This is a genomic window from Streptomyces sp. NPDC050619, assembly GCF_040654815.1.
Lineage (GTDB): Bacteria > Actinomycetota > Actinomycetes > Streptomycetales > Streptomycetaceae > Streptomyces.
Genome location: NZ_JBFAIR010000011.1, coordinates 228,952 through 245,865, shown reverse-complemented (window position 1 = coordinate 245,865; position 16,914 = coordinate 228,952). Strand labels below are relative to the sequence as shown.

The 16,914-nt window shown below is 71.0% G+C and carries 16 protein-coding genes and 2 pseudogenes; 6 read left to right on the top strand and 12 right to left on the bottom strand.

Going from position 1 to position 16,914, the window contains the following annotated elements; translation table 11 throughout:
* The first annotated feature begins 3 nt into the window (after positions 1 to 3).
* Positions 4 to 1,056 carry an FMN-binding protein gene (locus tag AB0I77_RS20530; protein WP_363284031.1) on the top strand — a complete coding sequence of 351 codons (1,053 nt, stop codon included), beginning with the start codon at positions 4 to 6 and terminating at the stop codon, positions 1,054 to 1,056.
* The gene (locus AB0I77_RS20525; protein WP_363284030.1) at positions 1,049 to 1,849 is read left to right on the top strand and encodes an FAD:protein FMN transferase; all 801 of its coding nucleotides are present in this window, start codon (positions 1,049 to 1,051) and stop codon (positions 1,847 to 1,849) included. Before AB0I77_RS20530 ends, AB0I77_RS20525 begins: the two co-directional genes overlap by 8 nt.
* An 81-nt stretch (positions 1,850 to 1,930) precedes the next feature.
* Here AB0I77_RS20525 and AB0I77_RS20520 read toward each other — a convergent pair whose 3' ends face one another.
* The 6 genes from AB0I77_RS20520 to AB0I77_RS20495 form a co-directional block, all read right to left on the bottom strand.
* Positions 1,931 to 2,470 carry an arginine repressor gene (locus AB0I77_RS20520; RefSeq protein ID WP_363284029.1) on the bottom strand — a complete coding sequence of 180 codons (540 nt, stop codon included), beginning with the start codon at positions 2,468 to 2,470 and terminating at the stop codon, positions 1,931 to 1,933.
* A 7-nt stretch (positions 2,471 to 2,477) separates the two neighbouring features.
* Entirely contained in the window at positions 2,478 to 3,683 is a 1,206-nt protein-coding gene (locus AB0I77_RS20515) for an acetylornithine transaminase (protein WP_363284028.1), read from the bottom strand.
* Positions 3,680 to 4,588 (bottom strand): acetylglutamate kinase, encoded by a 909-nt coding sequence (gene argB / locus AB0I77_RS20510; RefSeq protein WP_363284027.1) that lies wholly within the window; start codon positions 4,586 to 4,588, stop codon positions 3,680 to 3,682. The genes AB0I77_RS20515 and argB overlap by 4 nt, the downstream gene beginning before the upstream one ends.
* Positions 4,585 to 5,736 (bottom strand): bifunctional glutamate N-acetyltransferase/amino-acid acetyltransferase ArgJ, encoded by a 1,152-nt coding sequence (gene argJ, locus AB0I77_RS20505; RefSeq protein WP_363284026.1) that lies wholly within the window; start codon positions 5,734 to 5,736, stop codon positions 4,585 to 4,587. The genes argB and argJ overlap by 4 nt, the downstream gene beginning before the upstream one ends.
* Entirely contained in the window at positions 5,733 to 6,761 is a 1,029-nt protein-coding gene (gene argC, locus AB0I77_RS20500; RefSeq protein ID WP_363284025.1) for an N-acetyl-gamma-glutamyl-phosphate reductase, read from the bottom strand. The genes argJ and argC overlap by 4 nt, the downstream gene beginning before the upstream one ends.
* Positions 6,762 to 6,905: 144 nt before the next feature.
* A complete protein-coding gene (locus AB0I77_RS20495) occupies positions 6,906 to 7,511 on the bottom strand; it encodes an ABATE domain-containing protein (RefSeq protein ID WP_363284024.1) in 606 nt (201 codons plus the stop codon).
* An 81-nt stretch (positions 7,512 to 7,592) separates the two neighbouring features.
* Between AB0I77_RS20495 and AB0I77_RS20490 the strand changes: the two genes are divergently transcribed.
* Positions 7,593 to 8,825 carry a cysteine desulfurase gene (locus AB0I77_RS20490; protein ID WP_363284023.1) on the top strand — a complete coding sequence of 411 codons (1,233 nt, stop codon included), beginning with the start codon at positions 7,593 to 7,595 and terminating at the stop codon, positions 8,823 to 8,825.
* 60 nt (positions 8,826 to 8,885) lie between these two features.
* Here the strand turns inward: AB0I77_RS20490 and AB0I77_RS20485 are convergent, their stop codons facing one another.
* The gene (locus tag AB0I77_RS20485; protein WP_363284022.1) at positions 8,886 to 11,363 is read right to left on the bottom strand and encodes an alpha-L-arabinofuranosidase C-terminal domain-containing protein; all 2,478 of its coding nucleotides are present in this window, start codon (positions 11,361 to 11,363) and stop codon (positions 8,886 to 8,888) included.
* 162 nt (positions 11,364 to 11,525) lie between these two features.
* Between AB0I77_RS20485 and AB0I77_RS20480 the strand changes: the two genes are divergently transcribed.
* Positions 11,526 to 11,978, top strand: a complete 453-nt coding sequence (locus AB0I77_RS20480; RefSeq protein WP_363284021.1) for a DUF6314 family protein — start codon at positions 11,526 to 11,528, stop codon at positions 11,976 to 11,978.
* Here AB0I77_RS20480 and AB0I77_RS20475 read toward each other — a convergent pair.
* Both AB0I77_RS20475 and AB0I77_RS20470 read right to left on the bottom strand, forming a co-directional pair.
* Complete coding sequence (locus tag AB0I77_RS20475; protein ID WP_363284077.1) at positions 11,951 to 12,166, bottom strand: dienelactone hydrolase family protein; 216 nt, start codon at positions 12,164 to 12,166, stop codon at positions 11,951 to 11,953. The two genes, AB0I77_RS20480 and AB0I77_RS20475, sit on opposite strands and share 28 nt — an antisense overlap.
* Positions 12,167 to 12,248: 82 nt before the next feature.
* Positions 12,249 to 12,626 (bottom strand): annotated as a pseudogene (locus AB0I77_RS20470) (DoxX family membrane protein); the annotation flags it as partial.
* Between the two features lie 2 nt (positions 12,627 to 12,628).
* Between AB0I77_RS20470 and AB0I77_RS20465 the strand changes: the two are divergent.
* On the top strand, positions 12,629 to 13,249 hold the full coding sequence (locus tag AB0I77_RS20465) for a LysR family substrate-binding domain-containing protein (protein WP_363284020.1): 621 nt from the start codon (positions 12,629 to 12,631) through the stop codon (positions 13,247 to 13,249).
* Between the two features lie 118 nt (positions 13,250 to 13,367).
* On the opposite strand, the gene AB0I77_RS20460 is transcribed toward AB0I77_RS20465, so the two are convergent.
* The 3 genes from AB0I77_RS20460 to AB0I77_RS20450 all read right to left on the bottom strand — a co-directional run bounded on the left by AB0I77_RS20460 (position 13,368) and on the right by AB0I77_RS20450 (position 15,955).
* Entirely contained in the window at positions 13,368 to 13,946 is a 579-nt protein-coding gene (locus AB0I77_RS20460) for a histidine phosphatase family protein (protein WP_363284019.1), read from the bottom strand.
* Positions 13,947 to 14,040: 94 nt separating this feature from the next.
* Positions 14,041 to 14,475, bottom strand: coding sequence for a GNAT family N-acetyltransferase (locus AB0I77_RS20455; protein WP_363284018.1), 435 nt, complete (start codon positions 14,473 to 14,475; stop codon positions 14,041 to 14,043).
* Between the two features lie 46 nt (positions 14,476 to 14,521).
* Positions 14,522 to 15,955, bottom strand: coding sequence for a PLP-dependent aminotransferase family protein (locus AB0I77_RS20450; RefSeq protein ID WP_363284017.1), 1,434 nt, complete (start codon positions 15,953 to 15,955; stop codon positions 14,522 to 14,524).
* Between AB0I77_RS20450 and AB0I77_RS20445 the strand changes: the two are divergent.
* Positions 15,954 to 16,870: pseudogene (locus tag AB0I77_RS20445) on the top strand (DMT family transporter). The gene AB0I77_RS20450 and the pseudogene AB0I77_RS20445 overlap by 2 nt on opposite strands.
* Positions 16,871 to 16,914: the final 44 nt, after the last annotated feature.

The following is a 16,914-nucleotide window of genomic DNA, read 5'->3' as shown; positions in this document are numbered from 1 at the left end:
GCGATGAGGAAGAGTCACCCCATCCGGCGTGTCATGCTCGCGAGCGCCGCCACCGTGTCCGGCGTCGTGCTGCTGCTGTCGCTGAAACCGTCGTCCGACCCCGCCTCAGCGGCGGGTGGCGGCGCCGCGGCCCAGCCGCCGGCGGCCTCCGCCCAGGGCGGCGCGCAGGCCGCCGGGACCCGCACGGTCACCGGGGACGCGACACAGACCCAGTACGGCGCCGTCCAGGTCCGCATCACCGTCGAAGGCAACAAGATCACCAAAGCCGAGGCGGTCCAGGCACCCAAGGGCGGGCAGAGCGACGAGAAAACCGCCCTGTCCGTCCCCAAACTCAACCAGGCGGTCGTCACCAAACAGAGCGCCCAGATCGACTCGGTCTCCGGAGCGACCTACACCAGCGACGGCTACAAGAAGTCCCTCCAGTCGGCCATCGACAAGGCCAACGCGTCGGCCGGGTCCGGCTCGGGCAACGCCCAGGCCGCTCGTACGGTCACGGGTTCCGTGTCCCAGACCCAGTACGGCCCCGTCCAGGTCCGCATCACCGTCGAAGGCAACAAGATCACCAAAGCCGAGGCGGTCCAGGCACCCAAGGGCGGGCAGAGCGACGAGAAGACCGCCCTGTCCGTCCCCAAGCTCAACCAGGCGGTCGTCACCAAGCAGAGCCCCGAGATCGACTCGGTCTCGGGCGCGACATACACCAGCGACGGCTACAAGAAGTCCCTCCAGTCGGCCATCGACAAGGCCAACGCGTCGGCCGGGTCCGGCTCGGGCAACGCCCAGGCCGCTCGTACGGTCACCGGTTCCGTGTCCCAGACCCAGTACGGCCCCGTCCAGGTCCGCGTCACGGTGAGCGGCGGCAAGGTCACCAAGGCCGAGGCCGTCCAGGCGCCCAAGGGCGGGGAGAGCGACCAGAAGACCGCCCTCGCCGTGCCCAAGCTCAACCAGCAGGCCGTGGCGGCCGGCAGCGCGGACATCGACTCGGTCTCCGGCGCGACCTACACCAGCGACGGCTACAAGAAGTCCCTGCAATCGGCCCTGGACCAGGCCGGTGGCTGACACGGTGGCCGAATCGGCACAAGCTCCCGCCGCGGTGCGTCATACGGAGGAGGTCATGGGGACGGTCTTCTCCTTCGACGTCCGCGGCGGGGACCCCGGTGAGGTGCAGACGGCGCTGCGGGAGGCGGTCGCCGGGCTGCACCGGGTCGACGAGGTGTTCAGCACCTACCGCGAGAACAGCGAGGTCTCCCGGCTGGCCCGGGGTGACCTGGCCGTCGAGGACTGCGATCCGATGGTCGCCGAGGTACTCGAACTGGGCGCCGAGGCGGAGCGGACGAGCGACGGCTGGTTCAGCATGCGCTACGAGGGCCGCCTCGACCCGACCGGCATCGTCAAGGGCTGGGCCGCGGAGCGCGCGGCCCGGCGGCTGGCGGCGGCCGGGGAGAGCGGCGTGAGTCTCAACGGCGGCGGCGACGTCCAGCTGCTGGGCGTGCCAGGACCGGAACGGCCGTGGCGCGTCGGAGTGTCGGACCCCCTGCGCCCCGGTGGGCTGGCGGCGGTCGTCTCCGCGGCCGGCGCCGACGAACTGGCCGTCGCCACCTCCGGCACGGCCGAACGAGGCACCCACATCGTGGACCCCCGCACGGGCCGCTCGGCGGTGACCGACCTGGTGGCGGTCACGGTAATCTCCCCCCACCTGACCTGGGCAGACTGCTGGGCAACAGCAGCCTTCGCCATGGGTTCAAGGCAGGGCCTGGCCTGGCTGGAGTCATTGCCGGACGTGGAGGCACTGCTTATTACGGCGGGCGACGAGGTGAGGTGTACGGGGGGCCTAGCTGCTCGACTCGGGTGAGTGGATTTCCCTAGGGGCGCGGGGAACTGCGCGACCAGCCACAAACAACCTGAACCCGGCACACCACAGTCACCACCCCCCTCAGTGCCCGTTCTGAGCCAACCGCAACAAGTGATCCGCCAACGCCTGCCCCCCACTAGGATCCCGGCTGATCAACAGCAACGTGTCATCCCCCGCGATAGTCCCCAAAATGTCATCCAGCTCAGCCTGGTCAATCGCCGAGGCCAAAAACTGCGCGGCCCCCGGCGGGGTACGCAGCACCACAAGATTCGCAGAAGCCTCCGCAGAGATCAGCAGCTCCGCCGACAACCGCCGCATCCGCTCCTCCTTCGCCGACCCCCCAAGAGGCACCCGCGGCGTCCGAAACCCCCCCTCACTCGGCACCGCATAGATCAGATCCCCGTCGGTGTTGCGGATCTTCACCGCGTTCAGCTCGTCCAGATCCCGGGAGAGCGTCGCCTGAGTGACGCTCAGCCCGTCGTCGGACAGCAGCTTCGCCAACTGGCTCTGCGAGCGCACGGGTTGCCGGTTGAGGATGTCCACGATCCGGCGGTGGCGTGCGGTGCGGGTCTGCGGCACGGCAGGCCCGGCGGTCTGCTCGTGATCCTGCGCCTGGCTCATCGTCGTCTCATTCTCCGGATCCGTCCCCGTTGGCCACGTCCAGGATGCCGGGGAGGGCCTGGACCAGCGCGTCCACTTCGTCGTTGCCGAGGTTCAGCGGCGGCATCAGCCGTACGACATCGGGGGCGGGCGCGTTCACCAGGAAACCGGCGTCCTGAGCCGCCTGCTGCACCTGCGGCGCGAGCGGCTCGGTGAGCACGATACCCAGGAGGAGGCCGGCACCCCGGACATAATCGATCAACGGGTGCCCCAGCGACTCGATTCCGTCGCGCAGCTTCTCGCTCTGCCGCTTCACATTCTCCAGCAGGCCCTCGGAGGCGATGGTGTCGAGGACGGCGAGTCCGGCGGCGCAGGCGATCGGGTTGCCGCCGAAGGTCGTGCCGTGCTGGCCGGGCTGGAGCAGGTCGGCGGCCCGGCCGAAGGCGACGGTGGCGCCGAGCGGCAGCCCGCCGCCGAGCCCCTTCGCGAGCGTGACGACGTCCGGCAGGACCCCCTCGTGGGCCTGGTACTCGAACCAGTGCCCGGTACGGCCGATCCCGGTCTGCACCTCGTCGAGGACGAGCAGCGAACCGGTGGCGGCGGTGATGGCGCGAGCCGCCTTGAGGTAGCCGGCCGGGGGCACCACAGCCCCGTTCTCCCCCTGGACGGGCTCGATGATGACGAGGGCCGTTTCCTCGGTGACCGCGGCGGCCAGTGCCTGCGCGTCGCCGTACGGCACGTGCGTGACGTCACCGAGCATCGGCAGGAACGGCTCCTGCTTGCCGGGCTGGCCGGTGAGCGCGAGGGCGCCCATGGTGCGGCCGTGGAAGCCGCCGTCGGTGGCGACCATATGGGTCCGTCCGGTCAGCCGGCCGATCTTGAAGGCGCCCTCGTTGGCCTCGGCGCCGGAGTTGCAGAAGAACACCTTGCCGGCGCGGCCGAAGTGCTGGATGAGCCGTTCGGCGAGCGCGATGGGCGGTTCGGCGATGAAGAGGTTGGAGACGTGGCCGAGGGAGGCGATCTGCTTGCTGACCGCCTCGACGATCGCCGGGTGGGCGTGGCCGAGCGCGTTGACCGCGATGCCGCCGACGAAGTCGACGTACTCCTTGCCGTCGGCGTCCCACAGCTTGGCGCCCGCGCCGCGCACGAGGGGCAGGCGCGGAGTGCCGTAGTTGTTCATGAGCGCGCCCTGCCACCGCTCGGTGAGCTCTGCGTTCGTCGCGGTGCCTGTCATGCCACATCCCCCTCTTGCTCATCGGGCACGACCATCGTGCCGATGCCCTCGTCGGTGAAGATCTCCAGCAGGATCGAGTGCTGGACCCGGCCGTCGATGACGCGGGCGGTCGTGACGCCGCCCCGTACGGCGTGCAGGCAGCCCTCCATCTTCGGCACCATGCCGGACGACAGGTCCGGCAGCAGCTTCTCCAGTTGGGAAGCGGTGAGGCGGCTGATCACCTCGTCGCTGTGGGGCCAGTCCTCGTAGAGTCCCTCGACGTCCGTGAGGACCATGAGGGTTTCGGCGTCCAGAGCAGCAGCGAGTGCCGCAGCCGCCGTATCAGCATTGACGTTGTAGACATGTCCGTCGTCCTCGGAGCGGGCGATCGACGAGACGACCGGGATACGGCCGTCGGCGAGCAGTGCCTGGATCGCGCCCGTGTCGATCGCGGTGATCTCGCCCACCCGCCCGATGTCGACCAACTCGCCGTCGATCTCGGGCTGGTGCTTGATGGCGGTGATGGTGTGCGCGTCCTCGCCGGTGAGGCCGACGGCGAGCGGTCCGTGCTGGTTGAGCAGCCCGACCAGTTCGCGCTGCACCTGTCCGGCCAGCACCATCCGGACGACGTCCATGGCTTCCTCGGTGGTGACGCGCAGGCCCGCCTTGAACTCGCTGACGATGCCGTGCTTGTCGAGGGCGGCGCTGATCTGCGGTCCGCCGCCGTGCACGACGACGGGCTTGAGGCCGGCGTGGTGCAGGAACACGACGTCCTGCGCGAACGCGGCCTTCAGGTCCTCGTCGATCATGGCGTTGCCGCCGAACTTGATGACGACGGTCTTGCCGTTGTGCCGGACCAGCCAGGGCAGCGCCTCGATGAGGATCTGCGCCTTGGGCAGGGCGGTGTGTTTACGAGTAGTGCTCATGACGAGTACGCGCTGTTCTCGTGGACGTAGTCGGCCGTGAGGTCGTTGGTCCAGATGGTGGCCGTCTCGGAGCCGGCGGCGAGGTCGGCGACGATGTGCACCTCGCGGTAGCGCATGTCGACCTTCTCGCGGTCCTCGCCGACGCCGCCGTTCTTGCACACCCAGACGCCGTTGATGGCGACGTCGAGCTCGTCGGGCTCGAAGGCGGCGTTCGTCGTACCGATCGCGGAGAGCACGCGGCCCCAGTTGGGGTCCTCGCCGTGGATCGCGCACTTGAGGAGGTTGTTGCGGGCGATGGAGCGGCCCACCTCGACGGCGTCGTCCTCGGTCGCGGCGTTGATGACCTCGACCTTGATGTCCTTGCTGGCGCCCTCGGCGTCCCGGATCAGCTGCTGCCCGAGGTCGTCGCAGACGGCCCGTACGGCCTCGGCGAACTCCGCGTACTCCGGGGTGACTTCGGAGGCTCCGGAGGCGAGGAGGAGCACCGTGTCGTTGGTGGACATGCAGCCGTCGGAGTCGACGCGGTCGAACGTGGTGCGCGTGGCCGCGCGGAGGGCCTTGTCCAGGGCCTCGCTGTCGAGGTCGGCGTCGGTGGTGAGGACGACGAGCATGGTGGCGAGGCCGGGGGCGAGCATGCCCGCGCCCTTGGCCATGCCGCCGACGCTCCAGCCGTCCTTGGTCACGACGGACGTCTTGTGGACACTGTCCGTGGTCTTGATGGCGATGGCGGCCTTCTCGCCGCCGTGCTCGGACAGTTGACCGGCGGCGGCCTCGACTCCGGGGAGCAGCTTGTCCATCGGGAGGAGGAGACCGATGAGACCGGTGGAGGCGACGGCGACCTCGGCGGCGTTCACGCCCAGCGTGTCCGCGACCTTCTCGGCGGTGGCGTGCGTGTCCTGGAAGCCCTTGGGTCCCGTACAGGCGTTGGCGCCACCGGAGTTGAGGATCACGGCGGACACCTGGCCGCCCTTGAGGACCTGCTCGGACCACAGGACGGGCGCGGCCTTGACGCGGTTGGAGGTGAAGACGCCCGCGGCGGCCAGACGGGGCCCGTTGTTGACCACGAGGGCGAGGTCCGGGTTGCCGTTCTCCTTGATTCCGGCGGCGATTCCGGCCGCCGAGAATCCCTTTGCTGCCGTGACGCTCACGGTGCGACTCCGATCGTGGAAAGACCGAGCTCCTCGGGGAGGCCGAGGGCGATGTTCATGCTCTGCACGGCACCGCCCGCGGTGCCCTTGGTCAGGTTGTCGATGGCGCTGATCGCGATGATGCGGCCGGCGGCTTCGTCGTACGCGACCTGCACCTGAACGGCGTTGGAACCGTAGACGGACGCCGTGGCGGGCCACCGGCCCTCGGGCAGGAGGTGGACGAAGGGCTCGTCGGCGAGGGCCTTCTCGTAGGCGGCGCGGAGGGACTCGCCGGTGACGCCGGGCTTCGCCTTGGCGGTGCACGTGGCGAGGATGCCGCGGGGCATCGGCGCGAGGGTCGGGGTGAAGGAGACGGAGACCCGCTCCCCCGCCGCCGCGCTGAGGTTCTGGATCATCTCGGGTGTGTGCCGGTGGCCGCCGCCGACGCCGTACGGCGTCATGGACCCCATGACCTCGCTGCCCAGCAGGTGCGGCTTGGGCGCTTTGCCGGCGCCGGACGTCCCGGAAGCGGCGACGATCACGGCCTCGGTCTCGGCGAGCCCAGCGGCGTAGGCCGGGAAGAGGGCCAGCGAGACGGCGGTCGGATAGCAACCGGGCACCGCGATGCGCTTGGACCCCTCCAGCGCGGCGCGGCCGCCCGGCAGCTCGGGAAGGCCGTAGGGCCAGGTCCCGGCGTGCGGGGAGCCGTAGAACCTCTCCCAGTCACCGGCGTCCTTGAGCCGGAAGTCGGCCCCCATGTCGACGACGACCACGTCCGGGCCGAGCTGCTCGGCGACGGCGGCGGACTGACCGTGCGGCAGGGCGAGAAAGACGACGTCATGCCCGGCGAGGACGTCGGCGGTGGTCTCCTGGAGCACGCGGTCGGCCAGGGGGAGCAGGTGCGGTTGCAGCGCACCGAGCCGCTGGCCGGCGTTGGAGTTGCCGGTCAGGGCACCGATCTCGACCTCGGGGTGGGCCAGCAGCAGACGCAGGAGCTCTCCGCCCGCGTATCCACTCGCTCCGGCCACTGCCGCGCGTACCGCCATGGAATCCATCCTCCTCTTGATGGCATGACTATACGTTTCGCTGCACGTTTATGCAATCCCGGGGCCTGATTATGCAGTCCCGGCCGGACAGCACACCCGCGACACCCGCGCGCCGCCGAGACCGACCCGCGGGCGCCCAGCGGGTCACTCGCGCCCCCTCCCCCGCTTCGCCGCGTACGCCCGCGCCGCCCGCACCCGGTTCCCGCACTTCGTCGTGCACCAGCGCCTGGCCCCGTGCGAGCGCAGGAACCAGCGGGCGCAGCCCTGTGCGGCGCACTCGGTGAGCTGGCCGGCCTCGGGGCCGGTGAGCAGGTCGGTGGCGTCCTCGGCGAGGAGGGAGAGCGCGGCGGCGGCCGGGTTGCCGGCGTCGGGTTCGTCGGCGCGGCGAGGGCCCTCGGCCGTCCAGGTGAGGCGAGGTGTCGAAGGGGCCGCGGCGAGGGCGGCGTTGACGGTGGCGAGGTCCTCGGCGGCCGGGCGGTCACGGTCCCCGTATGCCGCGAACAGCGCGCGCAGCGCCTCCCGGAGTCCGAGGAGCCTGCCGAGCTGTCTGCCGTTCAGCGCCACCCGGTCCGGCAGCAGCTCGTGCCGTACGAGCCACAGGTGCGCGGCCTCGATGTCGTCGAGCAGGTCGACCTCGCCGTGAGTGAGGGTGAAACGCGTGTTGACCAGGGCCAGCGAGAGGTAGCGCTCCTCGCCGGGGACCGGGAGCTGGTGCAGGTAGACGGGGGCGTCGTGATCCACGGCTCTCATGCTAATGCTTGCGATTCTCCGTGAGGAGACCTAGCGTGCCTCACGGAGAACAGTCAACGAAACCGTGAGAGGTGAGGCTCCGTGGGCTTCGACGTGGACGCGCTGCGCGAGGACTTCCCGATCCTGGGGCGGACGCTGGACAGCGGCGCCCGTCTGGTCTACCTGGACTCCGGCGCCACCACCCAGAAACCCCTCCAGGTCCTGGACGCCGAACGGGACTTCTACCTCACGCACAACGCGGCCGTGCACCGTGGCGCGCATCAGCTCGCCGGTGAGGCGACCGAGGCGTACGAGGAGGCGCGGCGGACGATCGCGCGCTTCGTCGGGGCCGCCGAGGACGAGGTCGTCTTCGTCAAGAACACCACCGAGGGCATCAACCTCGTCGCCTACGCGCTGGGCAACGCCCGCCGGATCGGTCCGGGCGACCGGATCGTGGTCACGGAGATGGAGCACCACGCCAACCTGGTGCCCTGGCAGCAGCTCGCGGAGCGCACCGGGGCGACGCTGGACTGGTTCGGACTCACCGACGAGGGCCGACTCGACCTCACCCGGATCGACGAGCTGCTCGACGAGCGCACCAAGGTCCTCGCCGTCACGCACCAGTCCAACGTCCTCGGCACCGTGAATCCGGTCCGCGAACTCGCCGACCGCGCCCACGTGTTCGGGACGCTGGTGGTGGTCGACGGCGCCCAGTCGGTGCCCCACCGGCCGGTCGACGTACGCGAACTGGGCGCGGACTTCCTGGCCTTCTCCGGACACAAGATGCTCGGCCCGAACGGCGTCGGCGTGCTGTGGGGGCGGCGCGAACTCCTCGCGGATCTCCCGCCGTTCCTCACCGGCGGCTCGATGGTCGAGATCGTCGAGATGGACCGCACGACCTTCCTGCCGCCGCCGCAGCGCTTCGAGGCGGGCGTGCCGATGACGTCCCAGGCGGTGGGTCTGGCGGCGGCCGTGGAGTACCTGGAGGCGCTGGGCATGGCGGAGGTGGCCGCCCACGAGGACCGGCTCACCGCCCGTGCGCTGGGGCTGCTCGGCGAGATCCCGGGCGTACGCGTCGTCGGTCCCCGCGACCTGACCGACCGCGGCTCGGCGGTCTCCTTCACGGTCGACGGCATCCATCCGCACGACGTCGGCCAGATCCTGGACGAGCGGGGCGTCGCCGTCCGGGTCGGCCACCACTGCGCCCGCCCTATCGTGCGCCGCTACGGCCTCCCGGCGACGACCCGGGCGACCTTCTACGTCTACAACACCGAGGCCGAGGTCGATGCCCTTACCGAGGGTGTCCGTGCGGCTCAGGAGTACTTCGGCAGGTGAAGGCCGGGATGCCGGGCGGGGGCCGCCGCCCGGAAGGACCGCGGCCCACGCCCGGACCCGCTACCTCTGCTTGATCCGCAGGAAGGTGACCGAGTTCGCCGGGAAGGTGTAGGTGAACTCGTCGGCGACCCCGGAGAAGGTCGAGGAGACCGGCGCCACCGGCGTGGACGTCTCCGTGTTCACCGCGTCCGGCGCGGCGGCCAGCGTGGTCACCCGGGCCTTGGACGCCACCTTGGCGCCGCCGAGGTCGATCGCCGTACGGGCCGCCGAGGACTGGGCGTTGACGACCTTGACGATCAGGTCACCGGTCTTCTTGTCCTTCGTGACGACCTGGCGGAAGGGCTCGGCCGGCTTGTCGTCGGTGAAGCTGCCCCACTCCTGGCCGTCGAGGTAGAGGGTGACCTGGCGGCCCCGCACCTTGACGTCGATGTCGTAGGCGCGGCCCGTCTCGATGGTCCCGGCCTTGGACATGAGCGTCGACTTGCCGCCGTCCGTGGCCTGTTCGACGGCGGACTGGGTGTTGTTCCAGCCGCCCAGGTTCCACCAGTAGTAGTTGCCGGTGTCCTTGACACCGAAGGCGACGAGGAAGCCCTCCTTGCCGGACTTCTTGGTGGCCTTCACGTGCAGGTCGTAGTCGTGCCAGGACGGGTCGCCGGCCGAGACCATCGTGTTCTCGGCGGCCACGTCGGTCTGGACGTACTGCCCGTCCTGGACGCTCCAGCTGCCGCCACCGGTGTGGGTCCACCGCGAGGCGTCACCGCTGAAGTCGTCGCTGAGCAGCGTCACCCCGTCCGCTCCCGTCACCTTCACATCGTCGTACGCCGCCGTGGTCGCCCAGGTCGACAGGCCGACGGCGCCGGTGATGGGGGCCAGCAGCGACGGAGTGCCGGTGGCCGTCGACGGCACCACCCGGTCGCCGACGTTGTTCATGAACAGCTTCTGGACCTCGTAGTTGGCGGAGTTCCAGGAGGCGTGGTTGTTGAACCACACCAGGTCCGGACGCCACTGCACAGAGTCCTCGTTGGCGAACAGCGGGGCGTAGGAGGCGAGTTTCACCACGTCGGCGTTGCGCTCCAGGCCGGTCATGAACGCGGCTTCGGAGAGGCCGTTCTTGAAGGCGTTGCCCTGGGAGGCGTACTCGCCGAGGAAGACCTTCGGGCCGTTCCTGTCGTAGGAGTCGTAGCGGTCGTTGTTCTGGAGGAACCACTGCGGGCTGTTGTAGTAATGCTCGTCGACCATGGCGACGTTCGCGTCCCGGTTGAGCTGCCAGGCCGTGTCGAAGGTCGAACCGGAGTCGTCCGGCCCGGAGTTGGAGACGACGGTGACGTCCGGGTACTTCGCCTCGATGGCGGCGCGGAACTCCTTGAACCGGGCGAAGAACTCGACCGGGAGGTTCTCCTCGTTGCCGACCTCGAGGTGGGTGAGGTGGAAGGGCTTGGGGTGGCCCATCTGGGCGCGCTTCCTGCCCCACGTCGAGGTCACCGGCCCGTTGGCGAACTCGATGAGGTCCAGGGTGTCCTGGATGTGCCGCTTGAGCAGCGCCTCGTCGTCGACGGCCTTGTTCTGGCCGCAGCCGGTCACCAGGGCCGGGACGACGGGCAGCGGCATGGCGCCGATGTCCTCCGCGAAACGGAAGTACTCGTAGTAGCCGAGTCCGTACGACTGGTTGTAGCCCCAGAAGTTGGAATTGGTGGCGCGCTCCTCGACCGGCCCGATGGTGTCCTTCCACTGGTAGGAGCGCTTGCGCTGATAGCCGGAGGCCTCGCTGTAGTCCTCCATGGAGCCGGTGTTGACCAGACAGCCGCCGGGGAAGCGCACGAAGCCCGGGTGCAGGGCGGCGACCTTCTCGGCGAGGTCCTTGCGCAGGCCGTTGGGCTCGTTCTTGTAGGTGTCGCGCGGGAAGAGGGACACCATGTCGAGGGCCGCCGCGGCGGAGGAGGCGACGGTGAGCCGGCCGGTGGAACTGGTCCGGGTCGCGGTGAAGGCGGCGGAGTACTTGGCCCAGCCGCCCTTCTTGACGGCCACCTTGCGGGCGGCGGCCAGGGTGCCGTCGGCGTCCTGGAGGGAGACATCGAGGGCGCTGCCGCTCACGGCGCGGGCCCACACCGAGAAGTCGTACCTCTTGCCCGCCTCCACGTGGATGCCGGTGTTGTAGCCGGCGTTCGTGACGGCCGAACCCGCGCCCAGCGAAAGGTAGTTGCGGTTGCGGTCGTTGAGCCGGCCGTCGTCGTCCACGACCTGCCCCGTGCCGTCGACCGCCCAGGAGGTGAGGGGCGTGTACGAGGTGTTGTCGGCGGTGGAGTACTCGAAGGACCGGTTCTGCACGAGCTCGGCGTACAGGCCGCCGTCCGCGGCCCGGTTGATGTCCTCGAAGAAGACGCCGTACATCGTGTCGTCGATCTTCGCGCCCCTGGCGGTCGGATCGACGGTGATCGCGTAATCGGTGACGTCCTCGGCGTGGGCCGGGGCGGGGACGAGGCCGGCCGCCACCAGAAAGGCGGTGGCGGTGAGACCGAGTCTCCAGCGGGTGCGTGACATGGATACTCCGCGGCTCGATGGGAGGTGGGGCGACTCAAGACGTTGTTCGAAATACCGGACATTGACCAGGACTTCGAACGGCAAGATAGGGAGGGGGCAGGGACGCGTCAATGGGTCGCGCAACAACGGGTGCGACGGAGAACGAGAAGAGGGCAGGACGGGATGGGCGAGTTCTGGCCAGTGCCGGACGTCCTGGCGTATCTGGCCGGGCGCTGGCGGGTGGAGCGGTCGGTGCGGGATCTGGCCAGCGGCGACGAGGGCCACTTCACCGGTACGACCACTTTCAGCCCGCTGGACGACGGCGGGCTGCTGCACCACGAGTCCGGCACCTTCACCTGGCAGGGCGTCCCCCGCCCCGCCGAGCGGACCCTGCGCTTCCTGCCGGGCGACAGCGCCGGGCGGGCCGACGTGCGGTTCGCCGACGGCCGCCCCTTCCACGACCTGGACCTGACCTCCGGTCGGCACATCGCCGACCACCCCTGCTCGGCCGACCTCTACCGGGGCGAGTTCACCGTCCAGGACCAGGACCGCTGGCGGACCGTGTGGCGAGTGGGCGGCCCCGCCAAGGACCTGCTCCTCACCACGGGCTACGCGCGCGAGGGCCAGGTGTATTGACCCGCAGGGTTGTAGGCCCACGCGTCGAGCAGGGAGGGACCGGGAGGCGGGGGGCATGAGGCCTGCGGCAGGTGCTTGTCGAGGAATGCGAGGGTGTGCTGCCACGCGGTACGCGTGCTTTCCTCGGCGTACAGTCGCCGGCGGGCGTCGCAGGCGAAGGCGTGCCCGGCGCCCTCGTACACGCCGATCCGCCGCGTGGGTTCGACCAGCCACGGATGGCCCGCGGTTCGCGCACCTCGGCTTTTCGGGCCGTACCCACCGCGGAACGCCTCAGATGCCCTCTTGGCTGCGGAGCAGCAGCGTCACACCCGCGACCACCGTGGCAAACAGCACCGCGGCGACGCCGTAGGCGAGGCGGTGGTGGCGCACGAAGGGGAGGAAGCGGTCGGCGGCGTAGCGGCCGGGGCCGGTCAGGGCCAGCGAGGCGGCTGCCACGGCCAGCAGCAGCTCGTACTCGATGCCCTCGGGTGCGAAGAAGCCCCCGCTCCCCTTCACGGCCACCGCGTTGATCATCGTGCCGACGATCGCGGCCCCCGCGAGCGGCGTGAGCAGGCCGAGCGCCAGACCGAGACCCCCGAGGGTCTCGCTGAGCCCGGCCACGACGGCCATCGTCCTGCCCTGCGGGTAGCCGACCATGGAGAAGAACTGGCGTGGAGCTTCCCTGGCCGCAGCAGGCCTCGGCCGTACGCGACGGCGTCGTCGACGCCGCGCTGGTACGGCCCCCGGTCACCGAAGCGGCCGGCCTGCGCCTGGATGTGGTACGCCACGAACCCCGAGTCGTGGCACTGCCCGTTACGCACCGTCTCGCGGCACGCGCGGAGGTCTCGCTCACCGACATCGACGGCGAGGTCCACGTCACCGATGACGAGGCCGATCCCGCGTGGGTGCGCTGGGGGGCCTGCGATCCACGCCCCAGCGGGAGGCCCGTCCGCTACGGCCCGTCGGTCCGCACCATCGACGAGTTGCTGGAAGTCGTCGCCACGGGGCAGGCCGTCGCGATCACCGGAGCGTTCGTGGACGGCTGCCACCGCCATCCCGGGGTCACGTTCGTCCCGGTCACCGGCGTCGAGCCGTGCCCGATCTCGCTGTGCACGCGCGCCGACGACAGCTCACCGCTCGTCGCAGCGCTGCGCAGAGCGGTGAGCCGACTGCGCGCCGACGACCCGATGGAGCCCGGCAGTCCGCCGGAACCCCAACCGGAGGCAGTGATCACTCGACGCGGTGGCGCCGTGGTGGCGGTACCCGACGAGTGCGGCTTCAACGACTTCTGAGGCATGTCGCCGAGCCCCACCCTGCCGACAGGCCCCTCTACCGAAGGCATGACCCGCTCCCATCGCCGATGAGCCGGTGGAGAAGGTCCGGCCGCACGGCCGGGCACTCGGCACACGCCTAAGCCGACACCCCGTCGAAGCGGAGGTTCCAGCGCCCCGCCCGGCCCGTGACGGCGGTCGTCGACAGGGGGCGGACGTCGATGTTCCAGTACGTCGAGGGCGGGGCCTTCAGGGCGTACACCAGGGCGGCGCGGACGACCGAGGGTTCGGCCACGGCGACGATGCGGCCGCCGTCCTCGACGGGCCGGGTGTCGAGCCAGTTCCCGACGCGGGAGATGAACGCCAGCAACGACTCACCGCCGTGCGGTGTGGCGCTCGGGTCGGCCAGCCAGGCGTCCACGGACTGCGGCGCCCGGGCCATCGCCTCGCCGAGCGTCAGCCCGCGCCAGCGGCCCATGTCGCAGTCCCGCAGGGCGAGTTGCACCAGCGGTGAGTATCCGAGGGCATCCCCTGTGGCGCGGCTGCGTGGGGCGGGCGAGCAGTAGCGCAGTTCGGCCGCCGCGAGCGGGATCAGATCCTGGGCGACCCGCTGCACCTCGTCCCAGCCGGCCTGGTCCAACGGACGGTCATCCTCGAAGCGCTCCGCGAGCAGCGGGGCGCTGCGCGCGGCGGCGACGAACGTGACCCGTAGTTGCATGCGGCGATGGTGAGTCGCGAAAGTCCGCAGGTCAAGAGGCATTGCCTGAGAGTTGTCCGGGCCCGCTGCCAGAACACGCCGCTGGAACGCCCCGCTAGAACACCAGCGCCATCCACTGGTCCGGCTTCTCCAGCGGCGCGAAGCCGAGCTTCTCGTAGACCCCGTGCGCGTCGTGCGTGGCGAGCAGGATCCGCCGCAGCCCGTACGGCCGCAGGTGCTCGCGGACGGCCCCGACCAACGCCGTACCGATCCCCTTGCCCCGCACCGAGGAGTCGACATACACGTCGCACAGCCACGCGAAGGTCGCCTGGTCGGTGACAACCCGGGCATACGCCACCTGCTCCCCCGAAACCACCTCATACACACCGAAGCTCAGCGACCCGGCGATCGCCCGGTCGTGCTTCTCGCGCGGACGCCCGAGCGCCCAGTACGCGTCGGTGGACAGCCAGTGGTGCACGCGTTCGGCGTCGACACGGTCCGGGTCGGTGGAGATCTCGTAGCCCTCGGCGAGGCTCGGGGTGTCAGTCATGCGGGGAGATTCGCAGGTCACGGTTCCCGGCGTCGAGCGGTTTTCCTCAGAGCACCTCGCGGCAGGCCGCACGCAGGCGCCGTACCCCTTCCGCGATCTCCGCCGTCCCCGCGGTGGCCGCGAAGCTCAGCCGGACGTGGGCGGCCGAGGGTTCGGCGCTGAAGTAGGGGCGGCCGGGCGTGATCGCGACGCCCGCCCGCAGGGCGCCCGCCACCAGGGCGGACTCGTCCGTCCCGGCGGGCAGCCGCAGCCACAGGTGGTAGCCGCCGGAGGGGACGTGCGGCAGACAGAGGCCGGGGAGTTCCAGCCGCAGCGCGGTCGTCATCGCGTCGCGGCGGTTCTTCAACTCGACCGCGACCGTCCGCAGATGGCGGGGCCAGGCGGGCGAGCCGACGAGTTCGAGCGCCGCTTCCTGGAGCGGCCGGGGCACGAAGAAGGAGTCGACGACCTGGATGGCGCGCAACCGTTCCAGAACCGGCCCGCGGGCGGCGAGCGCGCATACCCGGAAGCTGGGCGCGGTGGCCTTGGTCAGCGAGCAGACATGGACGACGACTCCGTCGGCATCGTCGGTGGCCAGCGGAGGCGGCAACGGCCCCGCCTCCGCGTGGACGAGCCGCCGTACGAAGTCGTCCTCGACGACGAAGGCGCCGGCCTGCCGCGCGATCCGCAGCACCTCGCCCCGGCGCTCGGGAGCGAGGACCGCACCCGTCGGGTTCTGGAACAACGGCTGGCAGACGAACACCCGGGCGCCGGTCGCCCGGAACGCGTCCGCGAGCAGCGTCGGCCGCACTCCGTCCCGGTCGACGGGCACGGGAACGGGTCGCAGGCCGGCCGCGCGGGCGATCGCCAGCATGCCGGGATAGGTCGGCGACTCGACGAGCACCGGCGCGCCGGGCGGGGCGAGGGCCCGCAGCGCCGTCGTCAGCGCGGACTGGCCGCCCGCCGTGATGAGCACGTCGGCGGCGGTGAACGCGCCGCCGATGCCCCGCGCGAACCACTCACGCAACTCCGGCAGCCCCTCCAGGGGCGGGCGCCCCCAGGCGCCCGGACGGCGCCCCGCGCGGGACAGCGCCGCGGCCATCGCCCGCTCGGGCTGGAGCGACGGATGCAGATACCCGCCGCTGAACTCGATCACGCCGGGCGGCGGGGCGGCGAGCGAGACGGTCACGCCGGTGGCGTCCACCGTGCGGGGCACCGGATCGGCGGTACCGTCCGCGCTGAGGGTGACCTCCTGCCAGGAGGTGTCGCCCGCGGGAGCGCCGGCGGCACGCGGCTCGGCGCGGAACGCCCCGGCGCCGGGTCGGGTGACCACCAGGCCCTCGGCGGCCAGCTGCGCGAGGGCACGCGAAACGGTCACCGGGCTCACCCGGAACCGCTCGACGAGAGCACGACTCGACGGGAGCTTTCCACCAGGAGAGTAGCGGTCTAGCTCCCTTCGCAGCCGTTCCGCCAAATCGCCCACACTGCTACGCTCTTGCATGAGAGCACAGAGTAGCGCTATCGCAGAGAGCCGGATAGCGGTCATCGCCCCGACCCGGCCCACCGCCGCGGGCACCGTCCAAGCCGCCCTCGGCGTCGTCGCCTTCTCCCTGACCTTCCCCGCCACCGCCCGGGGCTTGGAAGGCTTCGGTCCCTGGTCTCTCGTCGCCGTGCGCTGCGTTCTCGCGGCGGTGATCGCGGGTGGCTGTCTGCTGGCGCTACGAATACCACTGCCCGGCCGCCGGCACTGGCCGGGCCTCGCGGTCGTGGCCGCCGGGGTCGTCGTCGGCTTCCCGCTCCTGAGCACGCTCGCCCTGCGCACGTCGACCACCGCGCACGCCGCCGTCGTGGTGGGCCTGCTCCGCTGACGACCGCCCTCTGCTCCGCCCTGCGCGTCGGCACCCGCCCCTCCCGCACCTTCTGGACCGCGGCGCTCGCGGGCGCGGCGGCGGTGGCCGGCTTCACCGTGCAGCAGAGCGGCGGCGCCCTCACCACCGCCGACGTGTATCTCTTCGCGGCGCTGCTGGTGTGCGCGGCCGGCTACACCGAGGGCGGCAGGCTGGCCGGGGTCATGCCGGGCTGGCAGGTCATCGGCTGGGCGCTGGTGCTGTGCCTGCCGCTCACCGTGCCCGCCGCCGCACTCGCGCTGTCGTACGAGCCCGTGCGGCTGACCGCGCACAGCGTGGCCGGACTGCTGTGGGTCGCGGCCGGCTCGCAGTTCCTCGGGCTGGTCGGCTGGTACCGGGGGATGGCCGCCATCGGCATCCCCAAGGCCAGCCAGTTGCAGTTGGCGCAGCCCCTGCTCACACTGGTGTGGTCGGTGCTGCTGCTGGGCGAGCACCTGACGGTGGCCGCCCCGCTGACGGCCGCGGCGGTGCTGGTCTGCATCGCCGTCACCCAGCGGGCCCGGGACTGAACGGCGTGCACGCGCCGCTCCCCACCGGGCCCCTGCGCCGTAGA

Bases quoted from the DNA above. Each gene is read 5' to 3' on its own strand.
- AB0I77_RS20530 (WP_363284031.1), top strand. From the start codon at position 4: ATGAGGAAGAGTCACCCCATCCGGCGTGTCATGCTCGCGAGCGCCGCC.
- AB0I77_RS20520 (WP_363284029.1), bottom strand. From the start codon at position 2,470: ATGAGCCAGGCGCAGGATCACGAGCAGACCGCCGGGCCTGCCGTGCCG.
- AB0I77_RS20515 (WP_363284028.1), bottom strand. From the start codon at position 3,683: ATGACAGGCACCGCGACGAACGCAGAGCTCACCGAGCGGTGGCAGGGC.
- argB (WP_363284027.1), bottom strand. From the start codon at position 4,588: ATGAGCACTACTCGTAAACACACCGCCCTGCCCAAGGCGCAGATCCTC.
- argC (WP_363284025.1), bottom strand. From the start codon at position 6,761: ATGGCGGTACGCGCGGCAGTGGCCGGAGCGAGTGGATACGCGGGCGGA.
- AB0I77_RS20495 (WP_363284024.1), bottom strand. From the start codon at position 7,511: ATGAGAGCCGTGGATCACGACGCCCCCGTCTACCTGCACCAGCTCCCG.
- AB0I77_RS20485 (WP_363284022.1), bottom strand. From the start codon at position 11,363: ATGTCACGCACCCGCTGGAGACTCGGTCTCACCGCCACCGCCTTTCTG.
- AB0I77_RS20480 (WP_363284021.1), top strand. From the start codon at position 11,526: ATGGGCGAGTTCTGGCCAGTGCCGGACGTCCTGGCGTATCTGGCCGGG.
- AB0I77_RS20460 (WP_363284019.1), bottom strand. From the start codon at position 13,946: ATGCAACTACGGGTCACGTTCGTCGCCGCCGCGCGCAGCGCCCCGCTG.
- AB0I77_RS20455 (WP_363284018.1), bottom strand. From the start codon at position 14,475: ATGACTGACACCCCGAGCCTCGCCGAGGGCTACGAGATCTCCACCGAC.
- AB0I77_RS20450 (WP_363284017.1), bottom strand. From the start codon at position 15,955: ATGCAAGAGCGTAGCAGTGTGGGCGATTTGGCGGAACGGCTGCGAAGG.